We start from the raw sequence: 26140 nt of genomic DNA, 5'->3' as shown, positions 1-26140 counted from the left end.
AAAGGCGATATCTTCTCCCACTGTTCGTCAGTTAACTCGTATCGTCTCATGACTTACTAACAAGCTAACAGGGTCTTTCGTTTGATTCATCAGACACAGCCTAGTTGATTGGCTAAGGGTGTCTTGCCAAACTTGAGTTTGGATCGGTTGGGTTTGGCCGCTATTATTATCTGGTTTGGAAGTGATTCTCCTTATCCATTCGCAGCCACTCAGCATCGCCAGCAAAATTACTGGCAGCAAAATTCTCTTGATCATAGAAGGATATTGCATATAGATGAATTTTAATTACCGAGCATTTTTGCGAAGATGCGACTATCTACCTGCACCCCGACGAAAAAACCTATCCCGACTTCCTGATATAGTTTTTCATCGAGTTCTCCAGTGAATACGGTTTTGCCAAATTCGAACTTATCATAATCTACCCCTCTAATTTTTTGCCTTTCAGCGATGTCTGCACCGAACACGATAGAACCGCCTATCGCAAAATCATATTGAAGACCTAAATAGAGATTTTCAAAATTCTTATCGCTTGAGGCAATTGTGGTGCCCACAACTATGCCAGCTCTATCTCTAAGGCTCTTCCAGCCCGGCATCATTAGACTATTTCTGCCCCACGGATATAGAGTTGCCATAAGTGCTAACGTAGCGTTTCCTTGCGGATTGTCAGCTAGAAGGGTGGATTCACCAGCATCATTATTGAGTGGAATTACCTTTACGTTGGTTGGATTTTTTAATGTAGAAAAAACAAAACCAGTACCAACGCTTGCGTGAATTGTTTTTGAAATCTTTACTGTATGTGTGTCTAATGTAGTAGCAACTCCTCCTGTAACACGCCTTATTGTGAATGTTACCTCATCGGTAAAGGGACCGACGATAGGAAAGTCTTGCCTTTTTATAACAGGTGTTAATGCCGCAACGCCTCCATCTATATACAAAGTTGGCTGATAATCTCCTTCAGCGGCAAAAAAGTAGGGATCTGTATTGTTGCTTGAGTGGAAGAGGTGAACCTGAAACGTATTTTTATCTGTGGCAGTCGTAGGGTAGCCCACCAAAATCAAACTGCCATCTTCAAACATAAAAAGATGGATTATGCCATCTTGTACATATAGGTTTGTTTTTAAATTACGATCTATATTTAGTGTATTGTTAGCATAATCTTTCGCCGCGGTTTCAGCATCTTGCTTAGAGTCTTGGCCATGGGACGCAAAGGATCCCCCTATTAGGCAGAGTAATAATATAAGTCCTTTCATAGGAATGAGTTTATAAAGTTTGAGGATTGGTATAAGTACAAAAAAATATACGTTAAATTAAATCCAAAGATTTTATAATTTCATTAAATGTTCTTAAAATATAAGGTGTTAGGTCAATTCGTGATAAAATTTCCACGAGAAGCCCCCCCGGGTCGTGGGGACCGGGGGCTTCTCAGGGCGGGGCATCAAGTGTATCACTTGGAATTTGCCGTACTACTTCTTCCTTCCCAATGAATTTTGCTTTCACGCTCTCGGCTGTGATATTCTCCCCAGACTCAAGCAGGAGGCGGTGGGCCTCAAAGACCTTCGCCTGTAATGTGTAAAGGTAGGTATTAAAAGAAATAATGGTTTCTTTTGTGCCTGAGACCCTGCCCGAGGAGAAGTTCCACCTGTTTGGCTTGCACTCCCTTCCTGTGGAGATCTCTGCCCGTTTTCCTGCAATGGTGATGCGAGGTAGATAGGCACAGGGCCGGAGGAATATTTCTTTGGCTTTTTGAGGTAGAAGAGGACTCTGATGCGCTTGCTCATGGCTTTGCGGCTTAAAGGTTAGACAAGATAGCCTTGCAGCCGAACTGACACAAGATGTACAGGAGGTGTACATCTTGTGCTTCAGAATGTTATGCGTGATTCGGTGAGTAAATAAAACTGATGAAATGACTCACTGAATCGTTCTCTTTATTTCGGGAGAAGCTAAAAGATTCGAAAAGCCTCTAAAAAGCAAAAGCCTGCAAACAGTAAGTTTGCAGGCTTTTAGCTGAATTCAGTATTTGAATTGTAGACCTTAGTATTGAATTATCGAACCATATCCACAAAGATTTGGAAGCTGTGGATAAGTATCTGCAGATGGGAGAGGGGCAATAAACACCCTCTTCTACAATAGCCTATTTATCAAAAAGGTGTTATGGGGAGCCTTTCCAACCATCTCCTTATAAAGCTTAACCAAGCTATTCTTCAGAGATAGGATAATAAATTAAAAGGAGCGTCGAATCAGTGATTTTGGAGCGAAGGTCTCAATGGGTAACCTACAAACGGTTTTGAGCCTATATGCTTTCAATGACCTTTTCAAGTTTCTGGCTCACTTCTTTGGCTATGGCTTCTAAGTCAGCATTGCCTATGGCTGACATGGATTCCATTGGGTTGATAGCGGTTACCTCCACCTCTCCGTTCTCATGTTCCTGCACCAGCACGTTGCAGGGCAGCATCACGCCGATTTTATCTTCCTGCCCGATTGCCTCATAGGCAAGCTTCGGATTACAGGCACCCAGGATTTTATACTCCCTGAAATCCACATCGAGCTTTTCCTTGAACTTCTCTTTGAGATCAATCTCTGATATCACGCCGAAGCCCTCGTTGCCAAGAGCGGCTCTGGTCTTCTCTAATGCATCCTGGTAACTGTAGTTTACTTTTTTGGTGATGTGGTAGTTCATAGCGAAAATATCAACGGTGTTTCCTTTACTACGAGAAGATGATGCGCGTGTTTACGCACCAGTAAATACATTTATCGGCTGCAGGAACAGCATGGGCCCTTGCTCCTGCAGGGTTATAAAAGCATGCAGCCTGCCAGTGTAACAAAAGTCACTGTATGCGCCGCCTCCATCACCTTCCTTTGCAGATGATACCTGCTCTGGGATGAAAGCATCACAGGCAGGTAGTGCTTTCACTTCATGCCTCATGCCACTATGTACTTAAAACGGCTATTAGCATCTTTATTTATCGCTATAACATGCATCCTCCCACTGGCAGTGCTGGGGCAGGAGCATCTCCGTGCGGGCAGCGCCGACACCTCTGAAGTTAGGAGCATACAGGAGTTTTTTGCAAAGAGCGAGCTGCACGGGCATGTACGTAATTACTTTATGGCCACCTGGAACTACGGGCAACTCTCTGACCACTATGCCAATGCTATCGGCGCAGAGGTAGGCATCCGGACAGCTTCTTTTCATGGGTTTAGCGTGGGCATTTCCGGCATATTCACCTACAACGCCTTTTCCAGCAACCTGAGTGGGAGGGACCCAGTCGCCAATAAGTATCCTGTTACAGAGGTGGAACTGTTTGACGTGGAGGATCCTGGAAACAAAGACAACCTGGACAGGCTGGAATCGGCTTACCTGGAATACAGCTCTAAAAGGTTACGCGCTAAGATAGGCAGGTTCGGCTTTGCTTCCCCGCTTATCAACCCGCAGGACACCCGCATGAAACCCTACACGGCGCAGGGGGCGCAGCTGCAGGTGCCTATTCGGAAACACACGCTTCTGACGTTGGCATGGCTGGATCATTTCTCTCCCAGGAGCGTGGTGGAATGGCAAAAGGCAAGCCACACGATTGGGTTGTACGCTGTAGGAGTGAACGTGGATGGAACACCTTCCCGGTACCGGCACAAAGTGGAAACGAAAGGAGTAGCCATAGCTGGACTTGGGGCAGGTGCACCCGGAAAAGTACAGGGGCAGGCATGAAACTACTGGATTGAGAATGTCTCAAATACCGGCTATGCCAGGTTGTCCGTGCCCGCAGGCGAACACATGGACGTTGGGGTTGAGGCACTGCACCAGTTCCAGGTGGGAAACGGGGGGCACAGCAGCGCAGACACGGCGTACTTCCCTGACCAGCAAGGCTGGCTGGCCGGTGCTACCCTGAACTACAGGAAAAGCAGCTGGCGGCTATCCCTCAATTATCTGCACACGGGCGGCAGCGGACGGTTCACCTTTCCAAGGGAATGGGGGCGGGAGCAGTTCTTCGCCACGCTTCCAAGAGGTCGCCTGGAAGGTACCGGGACAGCTGACTTGCTGGTGCTGAAAGGCAGAAATAACTGGACACCGAGCCTCTTCTCTGAACTCTCCATTGCCAGGGCCTGGTTGCCTGAAATCGGTGACTATGCCCACAACAAGTACGGCAGCGTGTCCTACTGGAGTGCAGTGCTTGACCTGAACTACAGGCCTTCTTACCGTCCGCTGCAGGGCCTCGTGTTTCGGCTATTGTACGTGGCAAAAGTATCACCGGGAGTGGAGGTGCCTGTAAGCAGGATGTTCTACAGCACGAACTACCAACAAGTAAACTTCGTGACGCAGGTTTCCTTTTAAAGCAGCGGGACAGCAGCGTGTTCTTTCTCTGCCTGTGTGACAGAAGTCACAGACAGGTCCCGGTTAAAGCGTAGACTTTGTTGGCTACGCCGGTTCTGGAGTACGGGATAAAAATCAGTCTCTGCCTGCTTTTTACCGTTAAAAGAAAAGAAGTGCCACTTTCTGGGGGTGTTGCAGCGGGCTAACCTGGCACACATGTCCTCATCGGCTGTTTGGAAGGCTGAAAACCTCCAAATCCGTCAGGCTGGTGCTTTTAACAGTGACTTTATTACGGGTTAAGAGAACCTGGAAGTAGTAAACAAAATATCTGACTAAGCTTCATTTATATGCCTATTGAACTTCCACTTATCACAGATCCTGTTTTGCTTGAAGAGATAGAAAAGAACGGCAAAATTCAGGAGTTTGAGCCTGGGCAGGCCATTATTGAGCCGGGGCAGTATGTTAAGATGGTGCCCATCATCCTGGAGGGGTCTGTTAAAGTGATGCGGACCGATGAGGAAGGGCATGAGCTGCTGCTCTACTACATCGGAGGCGGGGACACCTGTGCCGTTTCCCTGACCTGTTGCAGTACGTCAAATCCCAGCGACATCAAGGCAGTGGCGGAGGAAAGAACAAGGGTGTTGGGAGTTCCTGTCCGGAAGCATGAGGAGTGGACGAATGAGTTTCGCCAGTGGAAGGACTTTGTCGCCATGACCTACCAGAAGCGCTTTCAGGAGATGCTGAGGGCCATTGATGACGTGGCCTTCAGGAAAATGGATGAGCGTCTGCTGCGGTACCTGGTGGTTAAGTCAAAGCAGTTGAAGACGCTGGAACTGTCAGTGACACACCAGGAAATCGCCAGTGAGTTGGGCACCTCCCGGGAGGTTATCTCCAGGCTGCTCAAGCAACTGGAGAACCGCAAGCTGGTGGAGCTGGAAAGAAACAAAATCTTTGTGCGCGATGATCTGGAACAATTCCTCGAGAACCTTTCCCGCTAAGTCGGCCTCTGTTTATACTGGACTATAAACAAGGGGCTTAAGCTCCTTTCGTAAGGATCTGTAAAGGTCTTCTTCCGGTAACCGTCCCTCATAATAGTTTCCTGTTAATAATTTCCTGTTTTTCCTAAGTGCGACAAAAGGGAGCGTGAGCCCCAATGTGACAAGAGTCACAGACATTGCCTTGTATGGTACCTACCTTTGTATCATAAATTCAAGCAAACGGAAAACGATACGAACATGAAAATAAAGCAATTTGAAGACAAGGGACTGGCGCACTACTCTTATGCTGTGCTCAGTGAATGCGAACGGGAAATAGTACTCATAGACCCTGCCCGCGATCCGCAGCCCTACTATGACTATGCAGCGGCAAGCAACGCAAAAATCGTGGGGGTGATAGAGACGCACCCGCACGCGGATTTTGTGAGCTCGCACCTGGAGATACACCAGCAGACCGGCGCCACGATTTACGCCCACAGCCTGGTAGGGGCAGACTACCCGCACCAGGCCTTTGATGAGGGCGCTGTGCTGGAACTGGGTAAAATAAAGCTCAGGTCCTTGCACACGCCCGGTCACTCCCCGGACGGCATCAGCGTTGTGCTGGAGCACGAGGAAAAAGACAAGGCAGTGTTCACGGGCGATACGCTTTTCATCGGTGACGTAGGACGCCCGGACCTGCGGGAGAGTGCGGGCAACATCACAGCGAAAAGGGAAGAGCTGGCCCGGCAGATGTACCACAGCACCCGTGAAAAACTGATGAAGCTGGGCGATGACGTGGAGGTGCTTCCAGCCCACGGCGCAGGCACCCTCTGCGGAAAGGGGCTGAGCGAGGCTAACAGCAGCACCATTGGCGCGGAGAAGTTCGGGAACCCTGCCCTGCAGGAGATGAGCGAGGAGGCTTTTGTGAAAATGATTACAGAGGACCAGCCTTTCATCCCGAAGTACTTTGGCTATGATGTGGACCTGAACAAAAAAGGGGCGCCGGCTTACCGGGAGTCCCTGCAAGGGGTAAGAATCCTGGAGAAGAACGCGGTGCCTGAGGCGGGTATTCTGGTAGTGGACGGACGGCCACAGGAGCAGTTTAAAAAAGGCCATATAGCAGGTGCCATCAATATCCAGAACGGAGATAAGTTCGAGACCTGGCTGGGCAGCATCGTGGGGCCAGACGAAAAGTACTACTTAGTCGCAGCGTCAGAAGAAGCCTTGAACCAGCTAATGGAGAAAGCCGCTAAGATAGGTTATGAACTGTTAGTGGAGGGGGCCATTGTGTATGACAAGGAAGGCGGTAAAGCAAGCGAGGCTTTCGACAAAGAGACTTTCAAGGCTGAAGAGAACGGCTTTACCGTGGTTGACATCCGCAACAGCAGTGAGACAAAGGCCGGTATGTTCTTTGATGAAGCCATCAACATTCCTTTGCCAGAGCTAAGGGAACGAGCCAAAGAGATTCCGACAGACAAGCCCGTGGTGGTACACTGTGCCGGAGGATACCGTTCTGCAGCCGGAAGCAGTATTCTGGAAGGCATGCTCCCGGTAAAAGTGCTGGATATGAGTGAAGCAGTGACAGCGTTAAAAAACAAATAGGGGGTTTTGAAGGAGGCGCTTATTAGAAGCGCCTCCTTCTTTTACAGCTGACAGGTACTCATCCTCCTGCCAGCTGGAGGCTGTAGGCCACCTGACGATAAAGCTAAACAGGCTATGAAGGACCATAATTTTTGGGATAACCGGTATACCCAGTCTCCGGACCTGTATGGGGCATCCCCCAACCAGTACTTCCAGGAGAAGATAAATCAACTCCGGCCGGGACGCTTGCTGATACCCGGAGAAGGGGAGGGGAGGCAGGCTGTCTATGCAGCACAGCAAGGCTGGCAGGTGACCGCCTTTGATGCGAGCAGGGTGGCAGTAAGGCATGCCCTGCAGAAGGCGGAAGGTCTGGGCCTGCAGCTAAATTACCACCATAGTAAAGCAGAGGATTTTCACTACGGGGAAGCGTATTATGATGCTGCAGCGCTGATATTCTTTCATTTACCCCCTGCTTTGCGTGTGGAGGCTCACGAGAAAGTTGCTGCTTCCGTGAAGCCAGGAGGGTATCTGATAATAGAAGGATTTCATCCAAAGCAGCTGGAATATTCATCCGGCGGCCCGCAGGATAAAGAAATGCTTTACACACGCGGGATGCTGGTGCAAGATTTCCCGGAATGGGAAGTCCTGGAAAACCTTGAAGGAGAAGTCTTGTTGAGGGAAGGCAGCGGCCATGCCGGGACAGGATATATCTCCCGGTTGTTTGCCAGAAAAAGGCTTTGAGCCTTACATGGTCAGGGAAACCCTTGATATCCACAGCTCCTTTATGCTACATAGATGAGGGTGAAGCACTGCGGGTGTCTATCCAGTAAGGCTGATACACCTACCGGACATGAAGCTGCAGGCTTTTGAGTGTGATAAATGTCACTGTGGCGCATCAGGGCATGCGCTACCTTTGTATCAACATTTACAGGTATCTGAATGAAGAGCAGATATTAATCATATAAGCACATTAAAACCAATATCAAAGAATGGAAAGTTTAATTGAATGGATGAGCCAACCGTGGCCCTGGTATGTGGCGGGTCCGTTAATCGCCTTGACGATGGTGCTGCTGCTGTTTGTCGGCAAGAGCTTTGGCGTATCGGACACCCTGAGGACAACCTGCGCCATTGGGGGAGGGGGCAGGGTGAGTGACTTCTTTGACTTTGACTGGAGAAAACAGGTCTGGAACCTCATTTTCGTTTTAGGCGCCGTCATCGGCGGGTTTATCGCCTCTACCTGGCTGCAGCAGCCTGAGCCGATTCCGCTTGCGCAGGACACAGTGATGAAGCTCCAGGAGCTTGGCATCAGCAATCCGGGGGCAGACTACCTGCCGGAGGAAATCTTCAGCTGGGAGAGCCTTTTTACGCTGCGGGGCTTCGTGATGCTGGTCATCGGTGGGTTCCTCATTGGTTTCGGGGCACGCTATGCGGGGGGGTGTACCTCTGGGCATGCCATCAGTGGCCTGAGCAACCTGCAGGTCCCTTCGCTGATTGCCGTGATAGGCTTCTTTATCGGGGGCCTTATCATGACCTACCTGCTGCTCCCAGTTATTCTTACACTTTAAAGCGAAAGACAACATGAAGTTTTTAACCTATCTGTCAATCGGTACCTTGTTTGGTATCATTATGACCAAGTCGCAGGCCATCTCCTGGTACAGAATCTATGAGATGTTCCGCTTCGACTCCTTCCACATGTACGGCATCATCGGGTCAGCCGTCATCCTGGGGATGTTAAGCGTGGCCCTCATCAAGAAATACAAGCTCCGCTCGACTACCGGTGACCCCATTACGTTTTCGCCCAAGAACATGAGCATTCCCCGCTACCTCTTTGGCGGCACCATCTTCGGCCTGGGATGGGCCATGACAGGTGCCTGCCCCGGGCCGATTTACACGCTCATTGGGAATGGGTACAGCGTGATTCTGGTGGTGCTGTTTAGCGCCATCCTGGGCACGATGGCCTATGGTATTCTTAGAAAAAGGCTTCCTCATTAGGGGAAGCTTTTTTTATAAAGGTTTTAAGTTCGTTTCATGAGGCAGTCAGCACCTGTCGTATTCTTTTGGCCTCCCGTGACACGGAGGCCTTTGTTTTGTTTTAAGTCACTAGGGGAACAACCTCACCCTTCCTGCCGAAAGTGTATAGTATCCACTGGTTTTACCCTGCAGGCGGGTTCAGTCCCTCTTCTTTCCTGTGTGATATAAGTCACTGTACCCGCCTGCAGGCTTCTCTACCTTTGTATCACAAAATAAGACAACACAGAGAATGGAAATTTTAGGATACATCGCGGCCCTGGTTATCGGGCTTTCACTGGGGCTCATTGGCGGGGGAGGCTCTATCTTGACGGTACCGGCCCTGGTTTACCTGCTGGGCCTGAGCCCTGTCATCTCAACAGCCTACTCGCTCTTTATCGTAGGGCTCACCAGCCTGGTAGGGAGCTATAAATTTTACAAAAGAGGACTGGTCAGCCTCAAGACAGCGCTGGTTTTCGGGCTTCCCTCCATTGTGGCGGTCTATGCCACGCGCCGCTACATTGTGCCGGCCATCCCGGAGAGCATCTTCACGATTGGCGGCTTTGAAGTAACAAAGGGAATCATGCTCATGCTGCTGTTTGCGGGACTCATGGTCTTTGCCTCCATCAGCATGATCAGGCAAGACAAAAAGTCAAACGGCACTGCCGACGAGAACATAGACCAGGACATAGTAGACGAAAACCGTAAGCCAGTGAAAGCTGAAGAGCCGAAGTTCAACTATGGCGGCATTCTGGCCGAAGGGGCCGTAGTGGGCACGCTGACGGGCCTGGTGGGGGCAGGGGGCGGTTTCCTGATCATCCCGGCGCTGGTGCTCTTCAGCAAGCTGGATATGAAGCTGGCAGTGGGTACTTCCCTGCTTATCATCGCGGCAAAGTCACTGTTCGGGTTTATCGGCGACATCTACAACTACGAGATAGACTGGGCCTTCCTGGGTGTATTCTCATCGCTCTCCATTGTCGGCATCTTCCTGGGGTCTTTCCTGTCCACGAAGGTGCAGGCAGACAGGCTCAAGACGGCCTTCGGCTGGTTTGTGCTGGTGATGGGCGTTTACATCATCGGAAAAGAGCTGTTCTTTTAATAGCGGAGCATGCGTCCCTGCTGTGTAACTAATGTCACTGAACGGGGGCCTGACAGCGCGTACCTTTGTAGAGTATTGAGTTTTAAACCAAATAAAGAGATAAAAGCCATGTGCAATATTTTTAAATCCGCTCCCAAGAACTACGAAGACCTGGACGGGAGCACATTCAAATCAAAGTATCAAGATTCACCGAAGGCCGAGCTGCTGGACGTGCGGACTGCCGGGGAATTCAGCGCGGGCACCATTAAAGGAGCCAAGAACCTGGACGTTACCTCTTCTCAGTTTCAGTCGGCACTAAAGACGCTGGACAAGGACAAGGAGTACTATGTGTTCTGCCGCAGTGGCAACCGGAGCGGCTCGGCTTGTCAGATGCTCTCAGACCAGGGCTTTAAGGCCTACAACCTAGCCGGTGGCGTGGGGTCCTGGCCACGCTAAATAAAGCGACAGCGTATAACAGGAGACCTGATTCAGCGCGGGTAGCCTTCGGTTGAACCCAGAAGGCTACCCGCGTTACCTGTTAAGCAAAAGATACGCAGGAGGTTTGGCAACCAATCCGTTTTTAGTGGCTATCGGTGTCAAGTGGCCGCTCTCCTGCGCTACCGGTATTTACCTGGAATTGTTAGATAATAGGAAAGATGGAAGAAACGAAATTGGGCTTGAAAGAGAACGCAGCACAGTTCTGGCTGCTGGTGCTCATCAACGGATTTGTGGGTGCGATGGTAGGCTTGGAGCGCTCCGTTATCCCGGACTTTGCCGAATCCGTTTTTGGCATCAGCGGGCATACGGCGCTTCTTTCCTTTATCGTAGCTTTCGGTCTTGCCAAGTCCATCGCCAATCTCATGATGGGCCGCCTGGCGACAAGGTATACCCGCAAGCAGTTGCTGCTCACAGGCTGGCTGTTTGCACTGCCGGTACCGTGGCTGTTGCTGTATGCGGACAGTTGGGGGTGGGTTATCTTTGCCAACCTGCTGCTGGGGCTAAACCAGGGACTTGCCTGGTCGGCGACGGTGGTGATGAAAATAGACCTGGTCGGGGAGAGGAACCGTGGCTTGGCGATGGGCATCAATGAGTTCGCCGGTTACCTGGCCGTGGGGCTGGTGGCGTTTCTGGCGGGGTACATTGCCTCCGCCACGGGAGAGGTCACGTATGCGTTCGTGCCGGGCATCGGTTTTTCTATAGCGGGCTTGCTGCTGACTATCTTCTTCCTCCGTGACACGCACGGACACGTAAAGGTGGAGGCAGCGCAAACCAGTATTCCCTTACTAGGCAGCATCTGGAAAGACACGACCTGGCGCCATGCTAACCTGGGCTCTGTCACGCTCAATGGTTTTGTGAACAACCTGAACGACGGGATGCTGTGGGGCCTGCTGCCGGTCTTGCTGGCCACAAAGGGCTACTCACTGGCAGAGATTGGTTTGCTGGCAGGTATTTACCCTGTGGTGTGGGGACTGGGGCAGCTGTTGACAGGAAAGCTTGGGGACATGTACTGCAAAAAGCAACTGCTTACCTTGGGCATGCTGCTACAGGGAATGGCTATTGCGCTTTTACTTATTGCCGGTTCTTACCCTCTACTGGTAACAGCACTTGTTGTGCTCGGTGCCGGAACGGCCCTGGTGTACCCGAACTTCCTTTCGGTGGTGGCCGAAAATACGCACCCAAACCAGCGTCCGCAGAGCCTGGGTATCTTCCGGTTCTGGCGCGACTTCGGCTATGTGGCAGGGGCCGTGGCAGCGGGTGTGTTCAGTGACTTGTTTGGTTTGGAAGCCGTGTTGCTTGGGACTGCCCTGCTTACAGTTGGCGCAGGCGTACTATCCGAAGTGAGAATGTGTTGCACAAAGAAAATGCTCTGGCAAAGCAAAACGTGTGCTCCCCACTTGTGCTAGGGAGTGTAATAGATTAACTTCACATGACCAGAACCATGGTTGGAACAGGAATGGAATGACTGTCAATGCAAGTGCTAATTCAAAGTCTGCCTTAAGAAATTGGTTTTTCTCATTTATCATTACGATTTGATGATGCAGGATATTTCAGGTATGTCAGGAAAACACCCACAAATACAAGAGCTAGTCCTGTTAAATCTATCATTTGCACTTTGTCGCCAAAGGCCATCCATGCCATGAGCATTGTAACCGGCGGCCCCAGGTAAAACAGAGAAGCGACTTTTGTGGCATCAAGGCGGTCAATCAAAATCCACATCAGGGTATAAGCGCCGAGTGAAACGCATAATGTGAGCCAAATTAATGCCATAACAAAAACAGGATTCCATTCAACTGATAACTTCTCACCTACAACTGCTGGCACAATCAAGGCTAAAGTTGTTGCCAGGCCTTGGTAAAAAAGTGATAAACCTATAGGAACATTCACATAGTCTTTTTTTAGGCTGATTTTACGCTGAAAAAGACTAGCGGCTGTTATAGCAATGACCGAGCCCAATGGAATTAACCACGCGAAAACCTCAGAAGAATCATGAAAGTTTATCCGAAAAACGACAGGAATAGCCACACCTGTAAACCCAATAAACAAACCCAGCCATCGGTTCCAAGGTGTTGGCTCTCCAACCACCACACCGGACAGGGCTCCTGTTGCTAATGGCTGCAGCGCAACTACAAGTGCCACAATTCCGGCCGGTACGCCATAATCAATGGCAAGGAGTGCGCACGAAAGCCAAACCCCATGCGCAAGTACACCAATCAACATTTGCTGCCAGGCATAACGCCATCCAACCCAATAAAAATGATTCGTAACATTTAAGTAAAGGAAAACAAGCACTGTTAAAGCCAGGTAGCGATAGAACAACAAGGTAAATGTTCCGGTATAATGCAAACCATACTCAGCGGCAATAAATCCTGAGTTCCAAAAGAACACAAAGCCAATTATTAACCAGAAGTTTTTATGTTTGATATTTAATTGCAAAAAATTATGGTTTTTCTTATAAGCACTTGTTCAGTCTTTATAGCTGTATAGCTGCAAATTTAAATAACTCACCTTGCAAAAAGTAATTCTTTTCTAATTAAATGACCCATCTGGCTACTTCTAAATCATTCTATAGCCATTCTGAGCCCCGGCGGCTCAGCAACAGGTGGTAACAAAAGGCAGCGACACGACCATTTACAGCCGACTTCTTGCAAAAATCAGTGTGTTCCTCTACTTCAACAGCTTCTTGTGCCTGCATGAAAGGTATTTTCCTCCTATCGCATCCTGAAGGTACCGGTGTAGGAATCGCAGCCCTATTCAATGGTGCTGTCCCGCAAAACGTGGGAATGACAAGATCGTGGAATCTACAGCGCTACCTGCCTCTGCAGCCTATATGGCGTCTCATTTTGCCGTCTCACAAATCAAATCTAATTTTTGTATGAAGAGATGAGTAGGTGACACCGTTCATGATATTGTGAACAGTGGGTTCATAAGCTGGCTGCCTGATAGGTTCGCCTAAAGGCAAATAGCAGTGGTGGGCATTAAGAGGAGGCAAACAACAAAAACTTTACCTCCTCTAAAAAAGTGTTTATTGGCCTAATTAAGAGGTGTAAAAAAATAGGTGGCGGTTTCAGTGTTCGAGTTATAAGATAAATACCCTCAGTGACTGCTGAGGGTGTTTTATGTAGACAGAAGGCGTGAATTTACAGACCATATCTACGGGAATTTAGCTTTGATAGGTGATTTTGCAATACAGTTTTTAACATAGAACCTTAAGGCATAGTTTGTCATGGAGTGTCCGGCAGCGCCAGCAGGAAATCGGCTAAATCAAGCCCTTCTTCCCTTTGCCGCTCATTGGCAACACGCTCCAGTACGTCCGAGACCGTGTATCGGAAAATCACCCGCAGCTCCTGAGCTTTCTCTTTCCACTTCTCGTAACCTCCTAAATCCGGGAAGAGCGTGACATCCCTGCCCTTGAGCACGCGGCACCGCTCCGCCGTGAGCATTGAGAGGCCTCCTATTGCCAGCCAAACATAGCGGGGCAGCAGCAGTGAGCAGATAGTAGCCGTTTTCTCGCTCTCCACCACGGCCACCGGCTTGTTTGGAAATAGCCTGAGCAGGTGCTCTCCGAACAGGCACTGCCTGAGGCTAAACTCCTCTTCATCCAATGCCTTGTGCACCCAGGAGAGATGCGCGTACGGCTTCTTCACCCTTTTGCCAGTAGCCCTGTCGTAGAGCATGATCTTGCCCGTTCTGACCTTTCCCTCTGTGTCTACCTGCCAGAAGATCGTGGCCCCCGGCCACTTTTTGGACGTGCCGATGTGGTAGCGCAGGATCATTGCCTCTGCGCTGTCCTTTCCGAACCTGTCTTTTAAAAAGAGCGCGAAGTTATTCTGGCTGTAGTGCCTGCGACTCTCTTTGAACTTCTCTGTGGGGATGTAGGAGGCAGGCTGCTGTATGCTTGCTTGTTGTCTCTGAGCGTGATGTGCAGTATGGCTCTTGCCGTCTGCGGTGTGTGCCCATGGCTGGCTATCGCCCTTCCGTAGGTGCGGGTTATCGGCAAAGTACTGCCTGGGGGTGTAGTGGTAGCCGCACTTGCTCTCCCGGTTACAGCTGCCCACGCTCTCATGCAGGTGCCGGCCTGTCTCGGTGTCGATGTAGCGCGTGAACTGCCTTTTCCTCCCGCAGCTGGGGCAGGAGAAGCGGGTGTTTTTACCGTTGCCGTATGGCTCCAGGGTGAATCTGTGTGTTATCATAGCGGTGATAAGATATGAAAAGAAGGTTGCACTTTCGGCACTTCGTGCACTTTGCTTGATGAAAGTGCTCAAAGTGCCGAAAGTGCAACTGTGTTAAAGTAGTTTCTCATACTGGCCGTGCGCCGGCCTTGCAAACAAGGTCTTCTCGGTCAGGAACTTCTTGAAGGTGCGGTCCGGCATCCCGAGCCGGTGTGCCGTTGCCAGGCCCTCGGCGGTGGAGAAACCCTGCGGAAGCTGCTCGTAGAGCCTTCTTTTGCCGTTGTCAAAGCGGTCCAGCGGGTCCTCCCGGTGCACGATGCGCTGCACCACCTGCGCCGTCTTCCTGAAGTACTCCACAAGCTTGATGGCCCCCTCCACCGCTTTCTCCTCTATCGCCGCCTTCTCTGCCTCGTTGCAGCTGTAGGCCATCAGCTGCAGGACGAGGGCAAGGCGAATGGTGTAGGGCTCCAGCTTAGTGTAGACGCCCTTCAGCGCCTCGCTCTCGGCTGCGTTGCACAAGTCTGTGTTGCGGCCCTGCCACTCCTGCAGCCTTGCCCAGGCGCTAGGGGTAAAGCACAGCTGACGCGGCACGGGCGTGCCCCACTCGTCTGCCTCCAGCTTTAGCTCCAGCAGAAAGGAAAGGTATTTCTCCCAGTTGTAGGTGTGTACCGGGTCAAGCGCGGTGTCGCTCCAGCGCTCCTTTCTCACATCCTCGGGCATGGCAAACAGGAAGCGGTCCAGGAAGCCGTTGTCAGACTTCCCGTCCTTGGAGAGCTGCAGCAGCACCCCGTTCTGGATGGTGCCGATGATGGGGATGAAAGGCCGCCTGATGCGAAGCGACATCCTGGAGAGGCGGTCTACGCTCACGGACTTTCCGCTCCAGGCGCTGAGCCAGAACTCTGTCTCCCCGCCGCTGGAGTAGCGGTTAAGGTTCTTGATGAAGCCGGCCAGCTCATCCACCTGCACGCAGACGCCTCTGCTGTTGTGGCTGTGGGCCTCGGTGAGCGCCTCCTGGGTGAAGTCGGAGACAAGTATCTTCTTTAGTACGGGCTTCTCGGGCTCTTCCTGCTGAGCCGGGTCTCGCTGCCTTTTAGAGAGCCCCTGCAGCATCTCGTACTCCCTTCGCTCCTGGGCATAGAGGTGGTAGGACCGGTCATCCCGCCTTGCCAGGGGCTCAAAGGCAAAGGAGAGGGGATGGCTTTTGTTAGAGCCCGGCGGGGCCACCAGCGCCGCGTACAGCACCGGGCTTTCCTGCCAGCCCTGCATCACCTGCGCCGTGTGGCTGTTTCCGATGGCCGTGGCGGCGGCAGTAAGCATGGAAGTGGCCGTGAAATCCACTGGGAAGCGAAGGCTTTTGTTCGTGGCCCTGATGATGGCCTGCACGGGCTCGGGGAAGGCCTCCACGGGGAAGGCATTCTGCTCTTCTCTCTGCTGGGCGCAAGGAGTGTCTTCCGGGGTGAGGTAGGGGCCTTTCCGGAGCTCGGTCAGGAGCCGGTCTGCTTGCTCAAAGTCAGGGGTGATGTTTGGTGCATCTTGGTAAGTGTTGGCTAGCATCATGTGCATTTTTTGTTTGAGGGTTTGAAAATGCATATTTCGGAAGCGCCGCGTCGCCAAGTCGTACCGGGTATCGGTGCAGGTATTTGCTTTGCCTGTAAGAGGTTGAAGATCAGAGGTTATTTTTTTTGTTTTCCCTCATGCCTTTGAACCTGGGGGTATATTTGCCGGTGAAGACCTTAGCGTAGGAGGCCTCTCCCGTGTCCTCATCCTTGTAGGGCTTGAACAGTTGACCGATGGAGTCACCGCCAGTGAAGCAGGACTGCACGGTCTCGGTGATCTTTTCCCGGATCCAGCCCTTTCGCTCCAGCTCGATTAGCAGCTCTGCCAGCTCTTTCTGGCTGCCCAGCCACTCCATTCTTTTCAGTTCCCTGATTGGCTGCCGGGTTGTGTGCCGCAGCGCATGTTCCTGCTGTTCTTTGAGGCTGTTTTCATAGCCGTTTATGAACAGCTCCGGGAATACGCGTTTACCGATCCTCTCCGCTGCCTCGTTCTGGCGCTCATACTCCTCAACCGCCTTGCTGTTGGCAGCCTCCAGCGCCATCTGCTCCTCCCTGAACTCGGGCTCGTATGTGTTGACCAGTGCCTTCAGCGTGTAGTACCTGAGCAGGAACCTCGCCACACGGTTATATTTGCCCGTTTCCTCTTCCAGGCTGCTTAGCGCGCTTAGCCAGTACCAAAGCATCTCCTGGCTGATGTTCTCCAGCTCGTCGTCTACCGCCTCAGCAGTCAGCTGCTTCACGCCTGTGAAGTCTGTTCCCTGGGCCGCACTGACCGCTTTTGACACGGCGTTCCGCCTGTCGAACATGTATGCGTTCTCGAAAGCTGTGATGAGCTGGAGCAGCTGCGGAACATCAACATAGCTCCTGTACAGGATGCCCACGGTGTAGAGGATGTGTAGGAAGGCACTCCCTTTGTAGCCGGCATGCTCCAGGCGCGTTTTGAGCCGCTGCAGCACAGCCTGCCTGTACCTGTCCTCCAGGCGCCAAAAGTAGCGGTCTATATCTGTGATCCCCGGCTTGTTCATGGGTTGTCTTCGTTAGCTGTTCAGTCTCCAAATGTAGTGCCTGTGGCCTTAACCGGAAAGGGAGCCGAACACCCTGCAGGAAATATTTAAATATTATTTTATAGATATTTTGTTTTCTGCCTCGGGCACCGCACCTTTGCGTTACCTATAGGTAACAAAGCAGATGACACACCAACCGCATATAGAGGAAGAGCCTCCGGAAAACTTGGATCACACGGCCGGCAAAGGCCTGTTCTCATCCCTTCAGCTGACCTCGCCCGAGCAGTTGCAGGAGCTGCTGGAGCGCTTCCGGCGGCAGCTCTTCACCGTGCGCGAGGCGGGCATCACGGCCAAGCGCTTCCACGGCTGGCACAAGGCCGGGCTTCTGCCCTTCAACATCCCGGAGGGCAGGGTGAACCTGCTCACCTTCCCCGACTACATCTGGGTGCGCCTGATCGACAGGCTGCGCCAGCTGGGCATGCCGCTCAAGCGTATCAAGGAGCTCAAGGGTTTCCTCTACGGCGAGATAGGCATCGAGAGCATGTTTGGCCTAGAGGACATGGGCTCCGCGCAGGTGCGCCAGCGGATGCGCGAAGTGTTCGAGCAGGTGCAGCTGCCCGGGCACCTGATAGAGGAGGCACTGGCAGCAATGGAGTCAGGGGAGGCTTTGGGTGAGCTCAGCGGTTACCGGATACCGCTTCTGGAGACGGTGTTGCTGACCCAGCTGGTCAGCCAGGAGGAGACAGGAGTGCTGGTTTTCCCGGACGGGCAGCTTATACAGTTCTTTCTCTGGACAAAGGCCTCAGGGGAGCCGCTGCCGCTGCAGACGCACCTGTACCTATCCATCACCGACGAGGTGCGTGAGTACAGGATGAACAAAGGCATCGCCAGGAAGGTCGGTGAGCTGGACCTGCCCACACCGCAGGAAAGGCAGGTGCTCGAGGCGCTGCGGGACAGGACCAACAGGTGCGTTACGGTCACCTTCACAGACAAGGGGGGCGAGCGGCAGATGGACCTGGTGACCACGCGCAGGGAGGAGGTGGACGAGGAGACAAAACGCAGCATCGTGGAGCTGCTCCGGCTAAATGGATACAATGAGGTAGTGCTCAAGACCAGCAACGGTGAGCTGGTGTTTTCTGAGCGCAGCAAGCGAAAGCGGCTGTAGGTTCCTGTATTCAGCATTGTTCCACAACGTTTACGGCACCGGATGCCCCGGGCCTATAAAAGGACAAGGCTGCCCCACCGGAAAGACCGGACGGCAGCGCCAGCGGAGACAAAACCGTGAGAACTACTAAACCAAAAAAACAACCGACAAAGCAGAAACAGGGTCAGCACAGACCAAAACAGCACGCAGCACAGATCGTAGCACAGGCAAAGCACAGTGCCCAGGGCGCTGCAGCACAGAAAAACGCCGGTGCAGCACAGACAGAACACACCTTGCCACAGACGCAAGCACAAGCGGCAATGAGTGTGGTACAGGCAGAGCACAGGCTGCCACAGGCAAATAAGCGTTCTGCACAGACAGTAGCAGAGACAGCGGCACAGACAAGGCACGGTGCGGCACAGCAAGCAGATCCCATGGAGGAGCAGCATGAGGGGAGTCTGTACGCGCTCGTGAGGCAGGACCAGCTCCTGATGGCTTACCACACCGCCAGACTGCGCAGCACGCCAGGCTACGGGCACCTTTCAGAGAGCGAGGCTTCCGACCTGGCGGGGCAAATGCTAAACCTGGCGGCCCTGATGTGCCAGATGGCGCTGTCACAGACAGAAACACAGACAGAAGCACAGACAGAATCCTTACTCCTTGCCGCCTAAGCAAGGTCTTCAGCACAGACAAAACCATGAGAAAACAGCAGGAAAAAAGCCCGAGCAGCAAAAAAGCAGCAAAGGCCAGCAGCAAAACGGCTGCAGCCAACGCAGGCGGCGGGCTGAGCATCTTTGCCAGACCGCAGCTATCAGACAAAAAGAAAAAGAAGGCCACTGCCCGTGGCAAGGTGGCCGTGATCTACACGCGCGTCTCCACCAAGGAGCAGGCCGAGACGAACCAGAGCTTGGAGACCCAGCTGGAAAGGTGCCGGGCCTACGCCGGCCGCCACGGCTACGAGGTAGTGAGCGAGTTCGGCGGCACCTACGAGAGCGCCAAGTCAGACGAGCGGAAGGAGTTCCAGCGGATGCTAGAGTTTGTCAAAAGGAGCAGGCTGAAGGTGGGCTACATCATCGTCTACAGCCACGACCGCTTCTCCCGCTCCGGCTCCTCTGCCATCCACATCACCGACCAGCTCGCGCAGCTGGGCATCTCGGTGGTGGCCGTCACCCAGCCGGTGGACACGATGACAGCCTCGGGCAAGCTGCAGCAGGGCATCCAGTTCCTCTTCTCGCAGTTCGATAACGACCAGCGGAGGGAAAAGAGCGTGACGGGCATGGAGGCCAAGGTAAGGAAAGGCTACGTGGTGGGCAAGGCGCCCATGGGCTACGACCAGTACAAGGTGAACGGCGAGCAGGTGGTAAAGCCTAACAAGCAGGGCAAGCTCATCCGCCAGGCCTTCCTCTTGAAGGCCGAGCAGGGGCTAAGCAACACCGACATCATCAAGCGGCTCAAAAGCCAGGGATTGACGCTATACAACCAGACGCTCACGAAGATCTTCAAGAACCCCTTCTACTGCGGCCTGATCACCCATGGGCTCCTGGCAGAAGGGGAGGTGGTGGAGGGCCGGCACGAGCCGCTTATAAGCAGAGAAACGTTCTTGCGAGTGAATGGCCTGCAGGTCCAGAACGCACACGGCTACACTCAGGTGAAGGAGGACGATAACCTGCCGCTGCGCCACCACATCAGGTGTGGCAGCTGTAACAAGCCGCTCACCGGCTATGAGGTGAAGAAGAAGGGCATCCACTACTACAAGTGCAACACCATCGGCTGCTGCCTCAACCGAAACGCCTCCAGGATGCACGGGCTGTATGAGGACCTGCTGAAAGATTACCACATCGACCCGGTGCTTTTGCCGCAGGTGGAGGAGATGATGGGGCAGGTGCTCAAGAAGCTAAGCCAGGAAGGTGAGCAGGAGGAGAAGCGTCTGAAGCTGCAGCTCTCAGAGCTAAAGAAGAAACTCGACACGCTGGAGCGTCGCTACGCGTTCGGCGAGATAGACCGGGAAATCTTCACCAGGTTCAGCACGGAGCTAAAGGGTGAGATGCGTGAGATTGAGGTGAGCCTGGAAAAGCTGACGGGCCCTTTATCGAACCACAAAATACTGGTGGGAAAAGGGCTGAGGCTGATGCTAAACCTCTCAGCATCATGGGCAAAGGCTGATATCTTGCAGCGCAAGCGGCTGCAGGCGACGGTGTTCCCCGATGGGGTAGCTTATGACCGTGAAAAGGAGGCTTATCGAACCACGAGGGTGAATAGCTTTTTCGCCGTTTCCAGAGAGCTGGCGCATATTTTGGCGGAAAAAGAAAGAGGGAAAAGCGATACTGAAAATCACTTTTCCCTCCTGGTAGCCCGTAGGGGACTAAAACTATAGTAGTTTTTATATATTTAAAGTGGTTCAAAATGCCGCAAAATGTGCCTTTGAGGCTGTTTTATGACAGGTGTCTGTGTAGTCTGAAGTAGTAAAAATACCCTATATAAAATATTAGTGTCCGAAATGTGTCCGCAGCTTCGGACAATTGCGTACATTTGGCAGACCCTAAAAACAAGCTGCCACGCATGACGGTAAACTTCTACCTCGACAAGCCCAACCTCGACTCCGAGACGGCTATCTACCTGTTCGCCCGCCTGGGAAAGCAGACCATCAAAGTAAAGACAGGCGACTACATCCACCCCGACTACTGGAACACAAAACCCAACCGGCAGGGCAACCACGTGGTTGGCAGCTACCAGTACGCAAATGACCTCAACTTTGAGCTGGGCGAGCTGAAGGGCAAGGTAATCCGCGCCTACAAGAAAAGGATGGAGGAGAACCCTTCTTTCCGCTTCTCTGACTTCAAGGAGGACATCCTCTCGCTGCTGCACCCTTCGGAGCCAAAGGCGGAGAAGACCTTTGAGGAGATCTACAAGGAGTATATCCAGGTGCACAGCGCCCACCGCAGCAACTCTACCCTACTCAAGTACCAGGGCATCTTGAACCACCTCAAGGACTTCAGCGAGAAGAGAAAGTACGTGCTCTCGTTCCAGGGCATGGACATGCGCTTCTTCGATGATTTGCGCAACTACCTGGTGCGGGACCTCAAGCACAAGGACAACACCGTCTGGAAAACCTTTGCCACGCTTAAAGCCTTCCTTTCCTGGGCACTCGACAGAGGTTACCACCAAAGCCTTGCCTTCAAGAAGTTTAAAGCCCCGCAGAAGGACGTGGACATCATCTACCTCACCAAGGGTGAGCTTGACAAGCTGTATAACCACGATCTGACACAGCACCCGCGACTGGACCGTGTCAGGGACGTGTTCTGCTTTGCCTGCTTCACCGGCCAAAGGTATTCAGATGTGGCCGCGATGCGGCATTCCGACATCAAGGGCAACCGCTGGGTGCTGCGCCAGGTGAAGACAGACTCGGCTAACCATGTTCCCTTGTCCCCTAAAGCACTGGCTATAATTACCAAGTACAGAGAGGAGCCTTACCCGCTGCCGGTGCTCTCCAACCAGAAGACAAACGACTACCTCAAGGAGCTGGGTGAGCTGGTGGGTATCGATGAACCGACGAGTATGACCACACGCAGGGGAGGAGAGCGAATAGTGGACACCCGGCCAAAGCACGAATTCATGACCATGCACACGGCAAGGAGAACGTTCATCACGCTCTCGCTGGAGGGCGGCATGCGGGCAGAGGTGGTGATGCGCGTCTCTGGCCACACCAACTACCAGACCTTCAAGAAGTACATCAAGATCACCGACAGCATCAAGGAGCTGGAGATGGAGCGGGTGTGGGGAACGGTGGAGAAGGAGGTAGGAGTAGTAGAAGCTTGACTACGGGTTAATTTTATATTGCGGGGGAGAACCTTACATTATGGCATATATTTTGATTCAATTATATATGATAAAATATATGTAATGTGATAAAAAACTACACAAAAATCAAGGTTAAAGCGGACCCATTTATCAGAAACATAGATGCTCCCGGCTTAAAGATTGAGAAATTCTTCTCCCACGTATATTATGAAGAGCCGCCGAAGCTGATCAGTAAACATCAGTATGCCGCATGTTCACCAAAAGAGTTTTATGAGCTCAGCTCGCCCAACAGTGAAGGGCTGGCTTGGCTCAGGTCGGAGCTGTGGATGTTCTACCATGAAAGATTCTTTTTGGAGGTAAGGCCTTCTGTGACAGACGCTTTTTTGGACTTCCACTTATACCAAAGCAAAAACAAAGCAGATTTTCTAGATTTTGTAAAGAACAGTCCTGACTACTTCTGCTTAAGGTACATTTTCCGCAAAATAGATCCCACGGAACTAAGACTGGCCAAGAAGAGGGCAAACGATTGGGTTGCAAAGAGAGTAAAGCTTTTGGGTTCTGCTCCCGAGAAACGAAAACCCAACACCAGGGGAAGAATCAGAGCTATGCGCGATGGCGTGGAAGTTTCCATTTGGGAGGTGGAGAGGTTCTTCATGGACAGGTGGGCCAGGCCCAAAAAGCTGGGAGAAAAAGGATACATTCTGACGGAGGAACAGGTGAAGGTGTTTGTGCATACCTACTTTCACGGTTCGCCTTATTCTATCAAAATGAAAAAGATGAAGTCGGCTGGTACCCAAAAGGATATACTGATGGCGGTGGATGAGTTCTTCTGCACCAGGGACACCGACACCTCCGGTACGCACGATTACTGCTACATGCTGATCGATGCCTTCCAAGAATTTAAAAATTACATAAATCCGACAACAGGGGAATATATGGTAACGGAGCTCGGGAAAAACTTTGCCCGCTACAGAAACCCCAAATGGATGAAGAAAAGGGTGAAAATATGACGGAATCTGAGAAGGAATTTTGGATGATGACGTAGTTTACTCCTTCATTGATCCATAGGGTAGGTTTGCAGTGTCTTTATGTTTAACCAAAACACAACAGAACATGACAAACCTACAATCCTTCGAAAAGCTTTTCGAGGCAGCAGTTGAGCAGGTAGCCCAACGCACGGCGCAACTCATCCTAAACGGGCTGCCGCCGCAGCCCCACTCCCCGCAGCCTAGTCAGGAGGCGGAAGACCCTATCGATACCGAGGAGATGCGCCGGGTGCTGCAAGTCTCTAGAAAGACGCTTTCGGACTGGCGCGCCTCGGGAAAGATCCCCTCGTTCAAGGTGGGCAAGCGCGTGTACTTCTTCAAGTCCAAGGTGCTGGAGGCCGTGCAGAGCGGCAGGCGCAGTAACGGAGACCGCAGGCACACCAGGGGCAGAACCCTCAGCGGAAGACGCGCCGCATGAGAGAGCAGAGCAACCGCCAGCCCAGCGTCAGGTTCCTGACCGCGCAGAGCCTGTTCCTGGAGGTCAACGCCAAACGTGACCAGCGCCTGCAGTCCTTCCAAGCCAAACCCCAGCACGACAAGTCCTACGCCCTCCAGCTCTCCCAAGAGCTGGAGGCGGACATAAGCTTCTACTGCGAGGCGCAGCGCGAGGTGGATAGGCTACTGGACCTGATCCAGGAGCTGAAACTAAAGCTTGTCCTGCTGCAGACGGAGATAAAGCTGGAACGCAGCATCGTCAGCGACTTCACCAAGTCAAGGCAGCTGGACTTGGAGCTCACCGAGTTCTTCATCGAGCAGCTGAAGCCAAGGCTGAACGGGCAGACCTCCATGGCTGCATAACACATGGTGCACGCCAACTGATCATTCCATTCTTTTAACCTATACACCCTAAATGAACAAAGAACAACTATCACCGCAGCCTTTCCCACGGGAGGGGCTGCTTAGTGAGCTGCTTACCCATGTCAGCGAGATTGACTTCCAGGAGGAGGCCCAGCTGAAAGGGGGGCAGCGCCTTAAAAGGAACCACCTTTACGTGATCGCCGCCGAGCACACCCTTCGGATAGCCGAGGAGCATGGCTATGGCCTCTGTAGGCACAACGGCTCTGTCTACCTCTACACCGGCAGCCATTGGCAAGCGGTGGAGGAGAGTGAGGTGAGGGATTTCCTGGGCACAGCCGCAGAGCGCATGGGCGTAGACCGCTTCGACGCCCGCTTTCACCTCTTCAAGGAGCAGCTCTACCGCCAGTTCCTCTCCTCGGCACGGTTGCCCAAGCCGGCGCTGCCGAAGGGAACGGTGCTGGTGAACCTTCTGAACGGCACCTTTGAAATCGGCCCCGACGGCACCAGGCTCCGCGGGCACAGGCGCAGTGACTTTATGACCTACCAGCTGCCCTTCGCCTACGATGCATCGGCAGGGGCGCCAATGTTCGAGCGCTACCTAAAGGAGGTGCTGCCCGACACAGAGAAGCAGGCTGTGATCTCTGAGTATCTGGGCTACGTGTTCGTGGACCAGGTCATGCTTAAGCTGGAGAAAGCGCTGCTGCTCTACGGTACCGGGGCCAACGGCAAGTCCGTGCTGTTTGACGTCATCAACGCGCTGCTGGGCCCCAGCAACGTGTGCAGCTACTCGCTGCAGAGCCTCACCGATGCCAGCGGCTACACGAGGGCCATGCTGGCGGGCAAGCTGCTCAACTACGCCAGCGAGCTCTCTACCCGGCTGGACCCGAACGTGTACAAGCAGCTGGTGTCGGGCGAGCCGATAGAGGTGCGCCTGCCGTACCGGGAGCCAGCTATCCTGCACTCCTACGCCAAGATGCTCTTCAACTGCAACGAGCTGCCCCGCGACATCGAGCACACCGACGCCTTCTTCAGAAGGCTGCTGATCGTGGAGTTTGACCGCACCATCCCGGAGGAGAGGCAGGACAGGCAGCTGGCGGCAAAGATCATCGCCCATGAGCTCTCGGGCGTGTTCAACTGGGTGCTGCAGGGGCTGGGTAGGCTGATGGCGCAGAAGCGTTTCAGTGAATGCCAGGCCTCCACAGTGCAGGTGGCCCTCTACAAGAAGGAGTCCGACAGCGTGCAGATGTTTTTGGAGGAGCAGGGCTACACCAAAAGCCAAGAGAGGTGCCTGGCGCTAAAGGAGCTCTACCCCAGCTACAGGGCGTTCTGCCTCGAGGACGGCTACAGGCCCCTTAACTGCACCAATTTCCGGAAAAGGCTGGAGAGCACAGGCGTGCAGTTAGTGCGACGAAACAGCGGCTGGGTCGTGTACCTGGCGCTGAATGCGGTGTCCGCAGCCGCTTAGAAATGTTTTCTGAAGGCTGCACTCCCTACACTTGCTACACTGGCAAAGGCAACAAGTGGTGTAGCGAGTGTAGGAAGTGCAGCCCCAAAACAAATTTTTGAAAAATTACAATGAAAGACTTTAACCGAAATTTTAACAAGTAATTACCCAAACAACCATGAAAAACACATTCAAAGTATCATTGAAGAACACAGGTGCAGCAGCTGCGCCAGAAGGATTACTCCATCCGCGCCATTGGCAGAACGCTCGGCATCACCCGTTACAGAGCGAATAAGATAGTAAAAGAGCTAGAGTTGAAGCAGCTACAGGCACCTTCCACAGACGCGGCAAGGATACGAGCACAGTCTGTGCTGTATGCCTTGTTTGTCTGTGCACAGACAGGAAAACAGCCTGTGCTGTGCCTGTGGCAAGGAGGCACAGAGGCAAAATCACAGGGTTTTTTTCCCATGGAAGTAGAGTATTACACAGGAAAAACTATTGCTGAGTTTAAAAAGGGTGTGACTAAAGCAGCCAGATCCGCTGCTTACCCAGGAGTGTACAACTTTTCGGCTAGGTACAAGAGATTGTTAGAGGCACTGAGGCAAGAAGAGCAGGAGCACAAAGAACTGCTTGCCATAATAGCTAATAGTTGAGGGTAAGGCAACCTGCTAACAATAAGAGCTAAAATAGAAAATAACACCGCGTACAGCAATTTGCTGTACGCGGTGTTGTATGGA

General features: G+C 52.4%; 26 protein-coding genes. 19 read left to right on the top strand and 7 right to left on the bottom strand.

Annotated elements, in window-relative coordinates:
* Positions 1 to 281 precede the first annotated feature (281 nt).
* From ACYVB1_RS11775 to ACYVB1_RS11765, 3 genes are all read right to left on the bottom strand, one after another.
* Complete coding sequence (locus ACYVB1_RS11775) at positions 282 to 1250, bottom strand: hypothetical protein (RefSeq protein ID WP_460923788.1); 969 nt, start codon at positions 1248 to 1250, stop codon at positions 282 to 284.
* 172 nt (positions 1251 to 1422) lie between these two features.
* Positions 1423 to 1851, bottom strand: a complete 429-nt coding sequence (locus ACYVB1_RS11770; RefSeq protein WP_460923787.1) for an Arm DNA-binding domain-containing protein — start codon at positions 1849 to 1851, stop codon at positions 1423 to 1425.
* 439 nt (positions 1852 to 2290) lie between these two features.
* Entirely contained in the window at positions 2291 to 2677 is a 387-nt protein-coding gene (locus ACYVB1_RS11765; protein WP_460923786.1) for a DUF302 domain-containing protein, read from the bottom strand.
* Positions 2678 to 2929: 252 nt separating this feature from the next.
* Here ACYVB1_RS11765 and ACYVB1_RS11760 point away from each other — a divergent pair, with 252 nt between their 5' ends.
* From ACYVB1_RS11760 to ACYVB1_RS11715, 10 genes are all read left to right on the top strand, one after another.
* Positions 2930 to 3700, top strand: a complete 771-nt coding sequence (locus ACYVB1_RS11760; protein ID WP_460923785.1) for a hypothetical protein — start codon at positions 2930 to 2932, stop codon at positions 3698 to 3700.
* A 66-nt stretch (positions 3701 to 3766) separates the two neighbouring features.
* Positions 3767 to 4324 carry a hypothetical protein gene (locus tag ACYVB1_RS11755; RefSeq protein WP_460923784.1) on the top strand — a complete coding sequence of 186 codons (558 nt, stop codon included), beginning with the start codon at positions 3767 to 3769 and terminating at the stop codon, positions 4322 to 4324.
* Positions 4325 to 4650: 326 nt separating this feature from the next.
* Positions 4651 to 5301 carry a Crp/Fnr family transcriptional regulator gene (locus ACYVB1_RS11750; RefSeq protein WP_460923783.1) on the top strand — a complete coding sequence of 217 codons (651 nt, stop codon included), beginning with the start codon at positions 4651 to 4653 and terminating at the stop codon, positions 5299 to 5301.
* A gap of 237 nt (positions 5302 to 5538) precedes the next feature.
* A complete protein-coding gene (locus ACYVB1_RS11745; protein WP_460923781.1) occupies positions 5539 to 6879 on the top strand; it encodes an MBL fold metallo-hydrolase in 1341 nt (446 codons plus the stop codon).
* Between the two features lie 114 nt (positions 6880 to 6993).
* Positions 6994 to 7599 carry a class I SAM-dependent methyltransferase gene (locus ACYVB1_RS11740; protein ID WP_460923779.1) on the top strand — a complete coding sequence of 202 codons (606 nt, stop codon included), beginning with the start codon at positions 6994 to 6996 and terminating at the stop codon, positions 7597 to 7599.
* Between the two features lie 248 nt (positions 7600 to 7847).
* Complete coding sequence (locus ACYVB1_RS11735; RefSeq protein ID WP_460923778.1) at positions 7848 to 8423, top strand: YeeE/YedE family protein; 576 nt, start codon at positions 7848 to 7850, stop codon at positions 8421 to 8423.
* A 13-nt stretch (positions 8424 to 8436) separates the two neighbouring features.
* Positions 8437 to 8850, top strand: coding sequence for a YeeE/YedE family protein (locus ACYVB1_RS11730; protein WP_460923776.1), 414 nt, complete (start codon positions 8437 to 8439; stop codon positions 8848 to 8850).
* 268 nt (positions 8851 to 9118) lie between these two features.
* A complete protein-coding gene (locus tag ACYVB1_RS11725) occupies positions 9119 to 9964 on the top strand; it encodes a sulfite exporter TauE/SafE family protein (RefSeq protein WP_460923775.1) in 846 nt (281 codons plus the stop codon).
* 108 nt (positions 9965 to 10072) lie between these two features.
* Positions 10073 to 10399 (top strand): rhodanese-like domain-containing protein, encoded by a 327-nt coding sequence (locus ACYVB1_RS11720; protein ID WP_460923773.1) that lies wholly within the window; start codon positions 10073 to 10075, stop codon positions 10397 to 10399.
* Positions 10400 to 10599: 200 nt separating this feature from the next.
* A complete protein-coding gene (locus ACYVB1_RS11715) occupies positions 10600 to 11847 on the top strand; it encodes an MFS transporter (RefSeq protein ID WP_460923771.1) in 1248 nt (415 codons plus the stop codon).
* Between the two features lie 109 nt (positions 11848 to 11956).
* Here ACYVB1_RS11715 and ACYVB1_RS11710 read toward each other — a convergent pair whose 3' ends face one another.
* From ACYVB1_RS11710 to ACYVB1_RS11695, 4 genes are all read right to left on the bottom strand, one after another.
* Positions 11957 to 12877 carry a DMT family transporter gene (locus ACYVB1_RS11710; protein ID WP_460923770.1) on the bottom strand — a complete coding sequence of 307 codons (921 nt, stop codon included), beginning with the start codon at positions 12875 to 12877 and terminating at the stop codon, positions 11957 to 11959.
* Positions 12878 to 13665: 788 nt separating this feature from the next.
* The gene (locus tag ACYVB1_RS11705) at positions 13666 to 14634 is read right to left on the bottom strand and encodes a DUF6371 domain-containing protein (RefSeq protein ID WP_460923769.1); all 969 of its coding nucleotides are present in this window, start codon (positions 14632 to 14634) and stop codon (positions 13666 to 13668) included.
* Between the two features lie 93 nt (positions 14635 to 14727).
* Positions 14728 to 16170, bottom strand: a complete 1443-nt coding sequence (locus ACYVB1_RS11700) for a DUF3987 domain-containing protein (RefSeq protein WP_460923767.1) — start codon at positions 16168 to 16170, stop codon at positions 14728 to 14730.
* A gap of 109 nt (positions 16171 to 16279) precedes the next feature.
* Positions 16280 to 17194, bottom strand: coding sequence for a hypothetical protein (locus ACYVB1_RS11695; protein WP_460923766.1), 915 nt, complete (start codon positions 17192 to 17194; stop codon positions 16280 to 16282).
* A 163-nt stretch (positions 17195 to 17357) separates the two neighbouring features.
* Here ACYVB1_RS11695 and ACYVB1_RS11690 point away from each other — a divergent pair, with 163 nt between their 5' ends.
* The 9 genes from ACYVB1_RS11690 (at position 17358) to ACYVB1_RS11650 (ending at position 26056) form a co-directional block, all read left to right on the top strand.
* Positions 17358 to 18338, top strand: a complete 981-nt coding sequence (locus ACYVB1_RS11690; RefSeq protein WP_460923764.1) for a MerR family transcriptional regulator — start codon at positions 17358 to 17360, stop codon at positions 18336 to 18338.
* Between the two features lie 116 nt (positions 18339 to 18454).
* Positions 18455 to 18988, top strand: a complete 534-nt coding sequence (locus ACYVB1_RS11685; RefSeq protein ID WP_460923762.1) for a hypothetical protein — start codon at positions 18455 to 18457, stop codon at positions 18986 to 18988.
* Positions 18916 to 20691, top strand: coding sequence for a recombinase family protein (locus ACYVB1_RS11680; protein WP_460923760.1), 1776 nt, complete (start codon positions 18916 to 18918; stop codon positions 20689 to 20691). Before ACYVB1_RS11685 ends, ACYVB1_RS11680 begins: the two co-directional genes overlap by 73 nt.
* Positions 20692 to 20846: 155 nt before the next feature.
* Positions 20847 to 22133 carry a site-specific integrase gene (locus tag ACYVB1_RS11675; protein WP_460923759.1) on the top strand — a complete coding sequence of 429 codons (1287 nt, stop codon included), beginning with the start codon at positions 20847 to 20849 and terminating at the stop codon, positions 22131 to 22133.
* An 86-nt stretch (positions 22134 to 22219) separates the two neighbouring features.
* Positions 22220 to 23125, top strand: a complete 906-nt coding sequence (locus ACYVB1_RS11670; protein WP_460923757.1) for a hypothetical protein — start codon at positions 22220 to 22222, stop codon at positions 23123 to 23125.
* A gap of 103 nt (positions 23126 to 23228) precedes the next feature.
* The gene (locus tag ACYVB1_RS11665) at positions 23229 to 23579 is read left to right on the top strand and encodes a helix-turn-helix domain-containing protein (RefSeq protein ID WP_460923756.1); all 351 of its coding nucleotides are present in this window, start codon (positions 23229 to 23231) and stop codon (positions 23577 to 23579) included.
* A complete protein-coding gene (locus ACYVB1_RS11660; protein WP_460923755.1) occupies positions 23576 to 23959 on the top strand; it encodes a hypothetical protein in 384 nt (127 codons plus the stop codon). The genes ACYVB1_RS11665 and ACYVB1_RS11660 overlap by 4 nt, the downstream gene beginning before the upstream one ends.
* Before the next feature lie 52 nt (positions 23960 to 24011).
* Entirely contained in the window at positions 24012 to 25424 is a 1413-nt protein-coding gene (locus ACYVB1_RS11655; RefSeq protein WP_460923754.1) for a DNA primase family protein, read from the top strand.
* A 194-nt stretch (positions 25425 to 25618) separates the two neighbouring features.
* Positions 25619 to 26056, top strand: a complete 438-nt coding sequence (locus ACYVB1_RS11650) for a hypothetical protein (protein ID WP_460923752.1) — start codon at positions 25619 to 25621, stop codon at positions 26054 to 26056.
* Positions 26057 to 26140: the final 84 nt, after the last annotated feature.

This window comes from Pontibacter brevis (genome assembly GCF_054779655.1).
The sequence above is the reverse complement of the archived record's forward strand: the minus strand, read 5'-3'. Positions and strand labels throughout refer to the sequence as shown.